General features: G+C 57.9%; 6 protein-coding genes. 5 read left to right on the top strand and 1 reads right to left on the bottom strand.

The window, feature by feature from the left end; genetic code table 11:
* Positions 1-87: 87 nt before the first annotated feature.
* The 3 genes from HNQ36_RS00030 (at position 88) to HNQ36_RS00020 (ending at position 11284) form a co-directional block, all read left to right on the top strand.
* Complete coding sequence (locus tag HNQ36_RS00030) at positions 88-3057, top strand: VCBS domain-containing protein (protein WP_184081950.1); 2970 nt, start codon at positions 88-90, stop codon at positions 3055-3057.
* A complete protein-coding gene (locus HNQ36_RS00025) occupies positions 3054-10886 on the top strand; it encodes a cadherin-like domain-containing protein (protein WP_246395257.1) in 7833 nt (2610 codons plus the stop codon). The genes HNQ36_RS00030 and HNQ36_RS00025 overlap by 4 nt, the downstream gene beginning before the upstream one ends.
* Before the next feature lie 194 nt (positions 10887-11080).
* Entirely contained in the window at positions 11081-11284 is a 204-nt protein-coding gene (locus HNQ36_RS00020; protein ID WP_046826309.1) for a cold-shock protein, read from the top strand.
* Between the two features lie 44 nt (positions 11285-11328).
* On the opposite strand, the gene HNQ36_RS26390 is transcribed toward HNQ36_RS00020, so the two are convergent.
* Entirely contained in the window at positions 11329-11463 is a 135-nt protein-coding gene (locus HNQ36_RS26390) for a hypothetical protein (protein WP_283813971.1), read from the bottom strand.
* A 537-nt stretch (positions 11464-12000) separates the two neighbouring features.
* Here HNQ36_RS26390 and HNQ36_RS00010 point away from each other — a divergent pair.
* Both HNQ36_RS00010 and HNQ36_RS00005 read left to right on the top strand, forming a co-directional pair.
* Positions 12001-13209, top strand: coding sequence for a tyrosine-type recombinase/integrase (locus HNQ36_RS00010; protein WP_184081947.1), 1209 nt, complete (start codon positions 12001-12003; stop codon positions 13207-13209).
* 201 nt (positions 13210-13410) lie between these two features.
* Positions 13411-13965: a hypothetical protein gene (locus HNQ36_RS00005; protein ID WP_184081945.1), complete on the top strand. Its 555-nt coding sequence runs from the start codon at positions 13411-13413 to the stop codon at positions 13963-13965.
* Positions 13966-14526: the final 561 nt, after the last annotated feature.

Genomic DNA, 14526 nt, shown 5'->3' with positions numbered 1-14526 from the left:
CGTCAAAAGTTAGACCTGCAGTGGAACCCCCGCTTGGGTCCCGCCGCGCTCCATGCGGAACGTGACGGCAATTAGCGGTGGGTTGAAATGCTGGGCAGCGACGATACTGACTTCGCGGAAATCCCTTCCTTTCTGGAAAGCAGAGACGACACACTCGCTGCGTGGAGTTCGCAGTCAGCCGACAATGTCGGCTTAAACGCCAGCGTTGCGATCATTGATGCGCAGTTGCTGTTTCACGCTGATTTCAAACGCATCGGCGACGACCTCACGCTTATCGGTGGCGACGGCAATGTTCACGTCGTTACGGGCTACTTCAAAACAAGCGCTCCCGCGACAATTCAGTCGCCGAACGGTGCGGCGCTGACAGGAGCTGTGATCGCGGCTCTCGCGGGCCCACGCGCCGCGGGGCAATACGCCTCCGCAACGACGCAAGAGGCCTCCGCGCAAGCCATCGGGCAGGTGGCCAAGCTTGAAGGCCATGCGACCGTGATCCGTAACGGCGTTGCCATCGTGCTCAACGTCGGCGATGCGGTGCTGAAGGGCGATGTCGTTCAGACAGATTCCAGCGGAACGATTGGCATCCTGTTCAGGGATGGCAGCGTGTTTCAGATCACGCCGGATTCGCGACTGGTGTTGACCGACTTCGCTTATGACGCGAACGGCTCCGCCAATATCGAAGAGTTCAATCTCGTCCAGGGCTCGTTCAGTTTTGTTTCGGGCGCGATCGCCAAACTCGGCAACATGCGGATAGGCACGCCGGCCGCGACCATGAAGATCGATGGCACCGCAGGCGGCGGTGATGTCGGCTCGAATAACGGCGAGGTGACGCTGTATATCTTCCGTCAGGGCGACGGAGAGCACAGGGCATCCATCCTCGACCAGAACGGCAATGTCATTGCGACGCTGACCAGCGAAGGCGGCAAGCTCATTCTCACGCCGACCGGCCCGTCGCAATTCGACAGTCAGTTGCAGGGCAAAACGCCCGCCGACCTTGCCGCCGAGTTGAGCGCGCTCGAGGCCTTGCTGAAATTCAAGAGTATCGCCGGCTCCGGCATGCTGGCCGACGCACAGCCGCAATCGACTACGAGGCACGGCTCATCGTCGCCCTTTGGCGATCCAACCACGCCGCTCCTGACGCCGAGCGATACGGCATCGCCACCGGTTGTCGTTCCGGTTACGATTGTCATTCCACCAGCAAGCGACAGCACCGGTAACGCGACGACCGGCAACCCGGCTGTGACAACTGTCGCCGGCGTCAGCGCGGTCGATCACAAAACCTACGTGTCAGCGGATTCCTATACACTGAATGAAGACGGCATTCTTGCCGTTCTGCCGAGCGGCGTACTCGCCAACGATTCCACGCGCGACGGCTCATCGCTGACTGCGATTGTTGATGTCGGCCCCCAGCACGGTTCGCTGACCTTCAATCCAGACGGCTCGTTCCTTTACACGCCGGCGGCGGATTTCAGCGGCACGGATACGTTTACCTATCACGCGACCAATGGCACCACGATATCCGACTCGGTGATTGTGACGCTCAACGTCAACTCGGTGAACGATGCACCTGTCGTAATTATCGGAACGAGCCCGGTCACCGCACAGGAGCAGACGGCTGTTCTTGTCGCTCCGTCGCTCACGCTCGCAGACATCGATAGCACAACGCTGACGAAGGCGACCGTCCAGATCACCGGCAATTATGACGCAGCTGAAGACGTGCTGTCGTTCACGGACACGGCCAAGATTCACGGTATGTTCGACGCGACCTCCGGTACGCTGACACTGACTGCGATTGCCGGGCAGTCACCGACGCTTGCGGATTTCCAGACTGCGTTACAATCGGTGACATACACCGACACATCCGATGCGCCATCGACATCGCCGCGCGCGATCACCGTAACCGTGCAGGATCCCGATGGCACCGCCCACTTTGGCCAGAATTCAGCAAGCGCCATCGTTACACTGAACGTTATGGCGGTCAACGACGCGCCGGTTATTGCGGGCGTAACTGTGCCGCCGGACCAGACCGAAGCGCTGAACGCCTCGGCACAGGACATTGGGTCGATTACCGGAACCCTGACGGCTCATGACCTGGATGTCGGCGACACGCTGACGGCCTCGGTCGCAGGTGCCGCCGTCATCAAACTGAACGGTTCGACTGTATTACCGCCTGGCGTCAATCTGTCGGCGCTTGGCCTGGCCGGCAACATTCATATCGATGGTGCAACAAGCGATGGCGGATCGAAAGATCTGACGTGGACCTATGATCCCGGTGCCGCGAACCTCGATTTCCTCAACGAGAACGATGTCCTGACTATTACCTATAGCGTGCACGTCAGCGACGGCGCGGTCGATTCCAACACGCAGACGCTCACTGTAACGATCAACGGCGTCAACGACGCAGCGGTGATTACATCAGCCGTCGTCAACCTGGACGAAACCGGCGCTATCCAGACGGCAAGCGGAACGCTGGCGATTACGGACGTCGATAGCCCGGCGACATTTATCGCACAAACAGGTGTCGCAGGGAGCGGCGGCTACGGACATTTCACGGTCGGCGCGGATGGCGCGTGGTCCTACACGATGGATTCGGCGCACAACGAATTCAAAGCCGGGGTGACATATACAGATGTGCTGACGGTGACGAGTGCGGATGGCACGACCTCGTCCATCACGGTCAACGTCGCCGGTACCGATGACATCGCGGTGATTGCTGCGGCGACCGTCAATCTGAATGAAGGCGACGCCGTCCTCACAACCGGTGGCACAATTGCCATTGTAGATCCCGACAACTCGCCGACTTTCGTTGCGCAAACCAATGTCGCAGGCAGCGGCGGCTATGGACATTTCACGCTTGGCGCAGATGGCGTGTGGAGCTATGCGACCGACGGCGCCCACAACGAGTTCGTCGCGGGCACGACCTATACCGACACGCTGAACGTTGCCGGCACCGATGGCACGACCTCGACGATCACCGTTAACATTGCCGGTACCAATGACGCGCCGGAGCTTCTTGGCGATCTGACAGCCAGCGTGACACGAACCAGGCTTACACGCTGACGACGAATGATCTCAATGCCAGCGATCCAGACGACGCAACGTCCAATTTCTTGGTTTCGAACCTTCAGCACGGCACGATCAAGGTCAACGGCACGGTAGCGACGACGTTTACACAGGCCGACGTGGCGGCCGGTCGTGTCACCTTCGCTCAGGACGGCTCGGCAAACACGTCAGCCTCATTTTCGGTGACCGTCGAAGACGGCAATGAGGATCATTCCACACCTGTTGCCAGCACGTTCCATTTCGACGTTACCCTGCCGCCCGAGCCGCAGACGATTGCGCCGTCATCGGTCGCTGCGGGTACGGAAGACCAGACAACGGGCGTCGCCATCGTGTTGTCGGGTACGGACCCGACGGGCACGGTCTCCAGCTACAACATTACGTCGATATCGCACGGTCAGCTCTACAAGGACGCCGGATTATCGCAATTGATCACCGGCAACGTGGCCGCGAGCGGGAATGCCGCCAACAATTTCGCAACCACCGTCTACTTCAAGCCTGCCGCAAACTTCGACGGTCCTGCGTCGTTCCAGTTCGCGGCCGTCAACAATTTTGGCAGCGACGACACAACGCCTGCGACGGCCAAGATCGACATTGCTCCTGTGGTGGATACCGCGACGTTCGCGTTCGGCCGCGGCAATGTGAGTCTGATTGTTAATGGCGGCTTCGATGCTGGTATGAGCGGCTGGTCCTTAGCGGCAAGCAATCTCAATTACGTATTCTTTGACACAACGATGGGGCAATACCAGAAGCAGGCGGGCCCCGTTACCAATGTTTACCATCTGCCCGGCGCTCCCACCGGCCCATATGCATTGGCCTACCCCGAGACCACCACTTACGACGCAATTCTTCAGCAGTCATTCAAGATCCCGTACGGCATCGAGAGCATAAGTATCTCGTATGACATGTTTATTCTGAATCGAAATTCGACTCACGACAATGTCGATGGCTCGCTTCATCGAACTCCGTACGCGCAATTTGGGCGGGTGGACCTCCTTAACGGCGTATCGGACCACTACGACGTAAGCAGTAATGCTGTTCTGGATAATCTGTTCATTGGCACAACGGCAGACCTGTTGGGCGGCGACGTTTCTGGTGGCTTCCGGCATTTTGGTGCCGACCAATGGCACCACTATGATTTCGCGACGGATACGGGAATCCTGATCAGTTTCACCAGCGACCAGACTTACACTCTCCGGTTTGGCGTTGTGAATGGTTATCCCATTCCCCTGGACATGGGCGTCGACAATGTCGTGGTAACCGCCAAGATCGGCGCCGTAGGGTTTGAGAACGACAGTGACATTGTTATCGGAAGACTTTCAACAGGCGACACTGACGGCTCCGAGCACGTCACCAAGCTGGTATTGAGCGGATTTGTTGCAGGCACCGTCTTCAAGCTAAACGGAGTGCAGGTCGGTGCGCTTGCGGTTAGCGGTCCCGATAGCGGCAAGTGGGTCATTACCGATCAAGCAACGCTCGATGCACTTGCGACGACAGATTTAACAGCGACGCTGCCAGCGGACTATGTCGGCAGCTTCAACGTCACGAGCGTAGCGACTATAACCGACAGCGCTATTTATTCGGACGGCACCGTTCACACAGCCTCACAGACTTTTACCGATACGCTGAAAGTCGAAATCCTGCCGCCAAACCATGCGCCGACGTCTGCGGATGCGCGCATTGCTATCAGCGAAGATGTGCCGCGTACGTTCACTGCCAACGACTTTCCGTTCAGCGACGTCAACAGCGATGTTCTTCAGGCCATCAAAATCGTCAGTGTGCCACAGGCAGGCGGGTCACTGGCGCTGAACGGTGTTGCAGTGGCGGCCGGCCAGACTGTGTCCCTCGCGGATATCAATGCGGGCAAGCTGGTTTTCACGCCAGCCAACAATATGAGTGGCTCCTCGATCTCGTCCTTCACATTCCAGGTGCAGGACGACGGCGGCAGCGGCGGCTACGACAGCACGCATGTCGGCACGGACTTGTCGCTGACTCACACCATCACGCTCGATGTGAATCCGGTGGCCGATATTCCAGTCTTCCTTCCCCCCGCCGCCGGCACGCGGGCAGGGGACGAAGACACGACGATCTCGCTGGGCACGCTGGACATTTCAAAATCCGATCCGTCCGAAACGATTAAAGTTGCTATCAGCGGGTTCCCTGCCGGCGCGGTGTTCAAGATCGACGGCGTTCAGGTCGGTGCGCTCGACAGCACGCCGGGAAGTCCCACGTTCGGACAGTGGGTGATCACCAGCGCCAGCGATATCGCGTCGCTTCATGACCACGCGCTCCAGTTGGTGCCGCCTGTAAACGTCAACGGCAACTACAGCCTGAGCATCGGGGCAACCACGACGGACAGCGCCGTCGTCAACGGTTTGACGGTCACGAACACGAGTGCTCCAGTCACACAAACCGTCAGTGTTTCGATTACTGCAGTCAACGACGCACCAGTAGCGCACGACGATCTGGTCACGGTGAATGAAGACACCGTCCTGACGCTTACGAATGCAACGCTGCGCGCCAACGACACCGACGTCGATTCTTCCGCATCTAGCCTTCTCGTTTCGGCGGTGAGCGGAGCCGTGGGTGGTGCCGTTGCTCTCAATGGAACGAGCGCGATATTCACAGCTACCGCAGGATTCTCCGGTATTGCCGGCTTCGATTACGTCATCTCGGATGGCGCAGGCGGGACCTCAAGCGCCCACGTCACCATCGATGTAAAGCCGATCGCGGATCATCCGGTTTTCACTTTCAACGGGACGGGTGCAGAAGATGCCGGCATTGTGGTCGGTAAGCTGTCAACCGGCGATACCGATGGCTCCGAGCAGATCACGAAACTTGTTCTGGGCGGTTTCGAACCCGGTACGGTCTTTACGATCAACGGCACGCAAGCGGGTGCGCTCGCAGTCGGAGGTGTCGACAACGGAAAATGGGTCATCACCGATGCGGCGCAGATCGCATCGCTCGCGTCCAACAATCTGATCCTGCAGGCGCCGCAGAATTTCAACGGCAGCTTCGTGATTACGGCAGTCACGTCGGTCACCGATACGGCGACGTTGACGACGGGCGCCACCAGCAATTCCGCGACGTTCACGGATACGGTTCAGATCGTTATCGACCCAGTGAACGATGCGCCTGTGGTCGCGCAGGCGCTGGTGAATCAGGCCACGGGGCAGGGCGCTCCGTTTTCCTACCAGTTTAGCAGCAACACATTCGGCGATGGCGATGGCGATGCGCTGGCTTATTCGGCCACACTCGCGAATGGCGATCCGCTCCCGAGCTGGCTGTCGTTCGATAGCGCGAGCCGGACATTCTCGGGCTCCCCGCCCAATGCGGAAACCTTGCAGGTCAAGGTCGTCGCCAACGACGGCACGGCAACCGTCTCCGGTACGTTCAACATCGTGGTGGCCGTCAACCATCTGCCGACAGCGGCTGCAGTGACGTTCTCATTCTCGTCCGGCGACGAATCTGTGCTGACGCTGGCGGGCAGCGACCAGGACAGCGGAGATACTCTCAGCTACAAGCTTACGCATATCCCGAACGACGTTCAGGTCTATCTCGACGAACAGCATCTGCATCCCGTGGTGGAGAACCAGGTCTTCACCACCGACACAATTTATATCGTGTCGGCGAGCGCAGATTTTCCTGGTGACTTCACGTACGTCGCGATCGATTCCTATCTCACCGAGTCGGCTCCCGCGACCGCCTCGGCACGCGCGCCTGAAACCGCGACATTCACTGGCACCTCAGGCAACGACGTTGCCAATGCATCGGTAGGGACGCTGACAGGATTTACCGGCGGCTCCGTCGGTCAATTACGTGACATCGCCGGCGACGTATTCCTGCCGGGCGATGGCGTCGATACGGTGATCGGCGGGCGAGGCGACGATATGATCAAGATCACGTCGTCGACCAATGTCGGCGCAGGTGACGTTTTCCAGGGCGGGACAGGCACCAACACCATCGACGTCGGAGAGACTGCAGCCGTCGACCTTCGTGGCGCCAGCATCTCCAACTTTACGAATCTCACCGGTGGCGATGCCGACAACACGGTATCAATGACGTTTGACCAATTCCTGCAATTGGGTGCGATCGATCTCGGCGGCGGCACCAACAAGATCGAACTCTATCTGCCGGATTACGGCAGCGATCCGGATGCTGTTCCGGCGACACAGTACGACATTTCCAACCTGCCATTCCCGACCTTGACCGGCGTGGGAACGGTCAATCTCCATCCAACGGGTTCAGGCAGCAAATATCTCGTTATGTCGCAGGCGCAGTTCGCGGCGCTCTCGCTTATCGATCTAGGCGCGGGAAATCATGACACGCTTGAGATTCACACCGGCCGTACCTTCTTTATGCCTGAGAGCGTCGTTCTCAACGCGGAAAAAGTGACCATTGTGGGTCAAGGCATCGTCCTAGGCCAAGGCAGCATTGGCGCCACGATTACCGGATCGAGCCACTCCGAAACGATCCGCGGCGGAGACGGAGACGATATTCTCATCGGCAGCGGCGGCAACGATTTCATAGACGGCGGCGGGCGTATCGATACGTACAAATTTTTCGGCACGAGCGGCGGCACGACGACAGTCACCGATACTGGCTCTATAGGGTCGGCCGATCAGTTTGATACGTTGGTTCTCGGCAACTCCAGCTCGATCCCTTCGTCAACGTCGCCTTACATGACATTCGATGTGACGCGAGATGGCTCGACACTGACGTTCACGTTCGGAAATGAAACGATCATCGATCAGGGCGGCATCGACTACATCGCGTCCTATCTGCCGACATATAATTTTTTCAATACCAATGGATACAGCATCGCGACCGGGCTATCGGGAACCAATTCCCTTGTCGTGGGAACTGACGGCAACGACATTATGTCCGGCAGCGGCGCTTTCTTTGGAGGAGACGGCAACGACACGCTGACACTGGTCAACTCGACTTCGGCCGACTTTCTCATCGGCGGGCGTGGCGATGACACGCTCAATGGAACCGACAGCTATGGCGTGACCTACGTTTTCCGGCCGGGCGACGGCAACGACACGATCAACGACACATCCAATTACGAGCACTTTATTGTTCTGGACACCGCAGGCGCCGCGTTCACGAGTCTGAGTTTTTACGACGACAATCCGGCGAGTATCACTGGAAATCTCGTTATCAAGTATGGCAGCGGCGGCAATTCCGATCAGATCACGATTAACAACCAGTTCACAAATAGCGGCAACGCTGGAGTCGACATAATTGATTTCAACGGCGCGTCGTTCGCCGGATACAATCTCGGGTTTGGATTTTACGACCTGTCTCACGACGACAATCTGTCGCGCTATGCGACGAGCGCCACTAACAATACGGTTCTTGTCGCGGCAAAAGACCGGCCCAGCATCCTGCGCGGTGATTATTTTAACGGCGCCAAGCTCATGTTTGGTGGCGATCAGAACGATCAGCTCTACGCCGGCATCAAAAATGATCTGATGGTTGGCGGGGGCGGAGCCGACAACTTCGTATTTATACTGCCCTCATCAAGCACGGCGACCGCGACCGACGTCATCGCCGACTTCGAGCATGGCGTGGACAGCATCGACTTCTCGCAAATCGTCGGCGGCACGAGCTTCGGCAACCTGACATTCACCTACGACTCCGCGCAAAACAAAACCGTGCTGACCGACAGCGTCACAGGCATCAAGATCGACCTGTACGGAAACATTACGCTGACCGCCGACGATTTTATTTTTGAGGCGCCATCGGCAGCGACCTTTGTTGGAACGTCAGGTAACGACATCGCGAACGTGTCGCCTCGTACACTAACCGGATTCACGGGTGGTGCCGCAAGGCAGCTGTCCGACACGGTCGGAGACACGTTCATTCCGGGCGACGGTGACGACGTTATCCATGCGGGCTTGGGTGCCGACACAGTCAGGCTCACGGCATCCAGCAATATCAGCGCGGGCGATGTCTTCGACGGCGGCGGCTATTCCGGGCTGAATGTGAACGACGCGCTTTATGTCGCCACCGGACATATAGACCTGCGCCCCGCGACTATCGTGAACTTTGAAATTCTGTCCGGTGACGATAGCTCCAACACCGTTGAAATGTCCTACGCGCAGTATCAACAGTTTACCTCATTCAATCTCGGCGGCGGCACCAACATCGTCGACGTCTATCTGCCTGATTCAATTAACTCCGCGGATATTGCGACAGCTCCGACGCAATACGATATGACGTCATTACACTTCGCGTCCGCGAATGGATCTCCTGTCAACCTGCTGACGACGGGCTCGGGCAATCAATCGCTGAAAATGACCGACCTCGAAGTTGCCCAGTTCAGCACCATCGATCTCGGCGACGGCGCGCAGGATGCGCTGACTATTATCGCGAACGGGAATTTCGGACTTGGTTCTGCGCAGATTTTAAACGTCGAGAACGTAACGATTATCGACGGCAGCGGATCCGATACGCTCACCGGCTCGAACGGCAAGGAATCGATCTACGGTAATGGCGGCGACGACATCATCATGGGTGGCGGCGGCGACGACTATCTCGATGGCGGCACCGGCAACAACACGTTCAAGTTCACCGCCAACGATGGCCACGACACCGTCGCTTATACCGACGGCGGCACCAGAACGATTTTGCTCAGCGGTTCTCCCAGCTACGCACCATACGATGCATTCAACATCACGCATCTGGGCGCCGACGGGCTGCAACTGACGTACGGCAACACCACTATCGATCTGCTGAACTACACCGACAACGATCATGTGAACATAGGCTTCACGTTCGATAACCCCATTCCGTTCATCTACGGCACCGCATCATTCGGCTGGAACTGGAGTTTCCACCACGGATTGGACGGCACCGATAACAAACAGATTCTGGTGGGTACCGATGGCGTGGATCACATCAATGCCGTCGGCTTCGGCAACCTGATGTTCGGCGGCGACGGCAACGATGTCATCACCGGCGGCAATGCCTTGGCAAATGTGGCCCCCTATGCCTTGGGTGGCAGCGATATCTATGTCGGCGGGAAGGGCGATGACATGCTCATCAGCTACGGAGTTGGTGATCCGAACGCTGGCCCGTTTTCGAATATTTATGCTACCGAAACTTACGTCTTCAACGTCGGCGATGGACAGGACACCATCGATGATCGGGGCGGCGGAAATCCGCAATCGAGTCTTTACGCCGACCGCATCATCATCGACACCAAAGGAGCCGCGCTGACTTCGTTTTCAGCGTCTCACGATCCAACCGCCGCTAGCGGGGGAAATGACCTTGTTATCAATTACAGCGGCACGGACTCGATCACGGTGCTCAACCAGTTTGATGGCCAGGGTCACAATATTGAAACCATCAACTTCAACGGCGCTTCCTACGCCGGATTTGATTTCGGAAACACCGATTACTCCCTCAACAAGGCCGGCGATCCCGTGATCAACGTATCTAACGGCGGCAGCATGATTGTCGGCGACCTGAATTCGTCCAACGACATCACCTACCGCTCATATACCGGCGCAATTTTGATTGGCGGCAACGAGAATGACCGGCTCGATTTTGACGCGGGGGGCGGCCTCATGATCGGCGGCGGCGGCGCGGACACGTTCGTATTCGCGCGATCACAGGTCGGGGTGCCTGCTGTCATTGCCGATTTCCAGGATGGGCAAGACAGGATCGATATGAAGGGGCTGGCTTTGGATTTCAGTTCGCTGGCGATTACCCAGACGGCCGACGCAACGCTGGTGCATGCGGATGTGTTTGGTGGCACCATCGATTTCAAGCTCCACGGTGTTCACAGTCTGACCGCGAACGACTTTATCCTTGCTTGATTGAGCGGAAGAACAAGCGGATTGCGTTGGGCGGGCGCGCAGGGCCAAGCGTACCGGCTTCGGGGCAATCGCTTAGGGCGTCAGGCGCGAAAAGGAGAACAGGCACCGGCCGGTTCACGCCGGCGGGTTCCTCTTGTCACGGATCATTATTTCAGGCTTGCTGTCGGCCTTGATTAATCTGGGAGATATCAGCCGTGGCTATGGGTACCGTGAAGTGGTTCAACTCGACTAAAGGTTTCGGATTTATTCAGCCTGACGATGGCGGCAAAGACGTGTTCGTACACATCTCAGCAGTTGAAAAGGCGGGACTTTCTAACCTCAACGAGGGCGCAAAGGTCAGCTACGACGTGGTGCCAAACCGCGGCAAAGAATCTGCTGAGAATTTGCGCGTCGGCTGATTGCGCAATGGTTAGGGACAGGGGAGGCCGCCTCACTGGGCGGTCTACTTCTTTTCGTCGTGCAGGAGCGCATCCAGCAGGTTCTTAACCTGGGGCGACTTGATCGGGTCGGGCCGGTCACAATGGATGCATTGATAAGCGCGCGGACCTTTGCCGCCGGGTGGCAGCATCAGTTTCATAGGCTTTCCACACTCCGGACAAATCCGCTGATTGATGGGCATCGTGACCACCCTGCCAAGGGATCACCATCCTAGTTCCTGCGCCGAACGAGAATCGAGTCCATTTTTCGCATTAGGGCTGCGACCTAAATGATGCCGCGCAGGGGGCGACCGGCCCCGGTCAAGCCACGTCACGGAGCGATCCGCCCGTTCAGTACCAGCCAGATGGTCACCCATTGATGGTGACCATCACGAGGATTGAGAGCGCATGCGACCATCTTCGTCCGCACCACACGCCATCTTCGCTCGTGGGCAGAACCGTGGTTAGAAACAGGCGCCGACGTTAGACGATTGAAAAAGTTCTTGAAAAACGCTGACTTGGCGGAAGGGGTGTCCGCCTAACTCGATGTCCGACACCGTCCAATAACGTCCAAGAAGTGCCTGTGGCACAAGGACTTTACAGATTCGCGTTTGTCCGGCAGAATCCGACCAAATCCAGCTCCATCCCACATCGAATGTGGGTCAACCTGATGGCCGCTGCGAATTGGGCTTCCTGTCATGAAACGCACCGGCAAGCATCCCGACAAAGCTCTCACGCCCGTCCGCATCAATGCAATGAAGCAGGCCGGCCGCTACGCTGACGGCAATGGGCTTTATCTCGTGGTTGATCCGTCCGGCGCCAAACGCTGGATCCTGCGCACCATAGTGCAGGGCCGGCGGCGCGACATTGGCCTCGGTAGCCTGCGGCTGGTCAGCTTGGGTGAGGCCCGTGAAGCTGCTCGCACCCATCGGAAGGTCGCGCGGGATGGCGGCAACCCGTTAGCCGAGCGCCGGCGTGCCCGCGCGGTGATCCCGACCTTCGAGGACCTTGCGCGGACCGTCCATGGCCAACATAAGGCCGGCTGGAAGAACGCCAAGCACGGCGAGCAGTGGATCACCACGCTCAAGACCTACGCCTTCCCGGCCCTGGGAAACGTGCCGGTTGACCAGATCGGCACGCCCGAGGTTTTGCGCGCCCTGGCACCCATCTGGCTCCCGAAGCCCGAGACCGCGCGGCGGGTCCGGCAGCGCATCGGGACGGTTCTCGACTACGCCAAGGCGGCCGGCTATCGCAGCGGCGGCAATCCGGTCGAGGGCATCGCCAAGGCGCTCCCGCGCCAACCTGACCGCCGGGACCACCACGCGGCCATGCCCTATACCGAGGTTTCCGGATTTATCCGCCGGCTGCAGGCTGAGGAGGGCAAAACCGGGGTCGCCCTTGCGCTCGAGTTCTTGATCCTGACCGCGGCGCGCACCGGGGAGGTCCTTGGCGCCAAATGGACCGAGATCGATCTGGAGCAGGGCACCTGGACCATTCCCGACAACCGCATGAAGGCCGGTCGCGAACATCGCGTCCCGCTGTCATCGCGGGCGATCGCAGTCCTGCGGGCGGCACAAGCCCTAGGTAAGACGAGTGAGTTTGTTTTCCCGGGGCGGACTAGCACACGACCGATGTCGAACATGGCGTTCCTAATGCTGATGCGGCGGCTGAACGTCGATTACACCGTGCACGGTTTTCGATCGTCGTTCCGCGATTGGGCGTCCGAGCGCACCAACTTCACCCGCGAGATCTGCGAGGCGGCCCTCGCGCACATGGTGAAAGATCGAACCGAAGCTGCATATCGGCGCGGTGATCTGTTTGAGAAGCGCCGCGAGCTCATGATAAGCTGGGCCGCTTATGTGTCGTCATCGGAAGATAAGATTGTGCCCATTCGCCGCGTGTCGTGACGCGCGCGTTTATCATATACATGCGTTACGCCGTGCAGATAACGCATGTTTCTTCTCCTCTGGAGAACATTTGCAGATTTCGCATCGTTCTTGGCGCTACGAGCCCTAAATAGCAACAAATCGCACCAAGGGGCAGGCGTAGCGTGCGGATTCCCGTTGACCGGCCCTCTATCATCGCCGCCGGCGTGTAACAGGATTGCCATGGACAATTATCCAGAAAACCTGAAGCCGCCTCAAGACGAATGGGGCGGTATCGACAAAACCCAGTTTTCACAATGGTGGGCCACGGTCAAAGCTCAATTCCCAACGGTGCCCGATAACGTGGCGCAGTATTGGCTACATGAGCATTGGGGTCGCTCACCTTACAGATATATGGCCTCGCGCCGTTACGCATTTGAATTGATGCAATGGGAAACGTTGCGCCTGAAGGAAATCCGGTCTACCTGGGATAACTTCCATCCGGCTCAAGCTGGATGCATTGAGCAAGGGCGCAAGCTGGTAACCGAAGAACAGTTTGGTCAGTTATATCCGACGGGCGTCTACATGAAGGCGCACAAGAATTTCCCAGCGCCAATCATAGTTCTCGACAACCGCGACGGTCATTTGAACGTCGACTATCCGCCGATTTGGGATGTTCCTGCTTGCTTTGCATTAATCGAGGGGCATTCGCGGTTTAGCATCGCATCCTATCTGAGATCGATAGGAGGGTTGGGCCATTCTGTGGACGTGTGGCTAATGAAGAAAAACCCGCACTAGGCGGGGATTTCAACATTCGTAGGTGCCGAGATTTTACGGCAGTGAGGCAGAAGTGTTTGGCAGAACGCTGCCAGCCGGAATCCATGTCACGGGAGAGCCGTTGCCAAAGTGCGCGGCAAGCCAATTACTCAGGCGCCCTTCAATCCTTCCATTAAAGTTCTTCATCCGACCGCCGGTCGAGCGGGTCTTTCTTCCGGTGGTCAAACACGTTGACCAGAACGCGGTCTTTGCCGGGCTGCATGTAGCTACAAGGTTTTAGCAGCGGCTTATCTGACTTTTGCTGGCTTTGTGTTTTGCTTGATAACAATGGGCAAAGACACGCCAACCAGCTGATGCCTCGGTCTATTCGAGCTGTGCGCGGCTGGATATTCGAACGGGTTCGTTAGCCAACAAATACTTCAGGACAGCAGATGCTAACGGCGTGCGACTTCTGCATGTGTTTGCAAACCGGCCCCTTGCTTGAATGTGACCTGCACCCCTGAAACGCCCTCGATTTTGAGTTAGGATTTCTGTTCTCCAGCCAGGAGACAGACGATGCGTAAGAGCAGGTTTACCGAAGAG

Source organism: Afipia massiliensis, from assembly GCF_014203115.1.
Taxonomy (GTDB): Bacteria; Pseudomonadota; Alphaproteobacteria; order Rhizobiales; family Xanthobacteraceae; genus Afipia; species Afipia massiliensis.
This window is presented reverse-complemented; position numbering and strand designations above follow the sequence as displayed.

Excerpts from the sequence above, each read along its gene's own strand:
- HNQ36_RS00030 (WP_184081950.1), top strand. The coding sequence starts at position 88 with ATGCTGGGCAGCGACGATACTGACTTCGCGGAAATCCCTTCCTTTCTG.
- HNQ36_RS26390 (WP_283813971.1), bottom strand. The coding sequence starts at position 11,463 with ATGAAACTGATGCTGCCACCCGGCGGCAAAGGTCCGCGCGCTTATCAA.
- HNQ36_RS00010 (WP_184081947.1), top strand. The coding sequence starts at position 12,001 with ATGAAACGCACCGGCAAGCATCCCGACAAAGCTCTCACGCCCGTCCGC.
- HNQ36_RS00005 (WP_184081945.1), top strand. The coding sequence starts at position 13,411 with ATGGACAATTATCCAGAAAACCTGAAGCCGCCTCAAGACGAATGGGGC.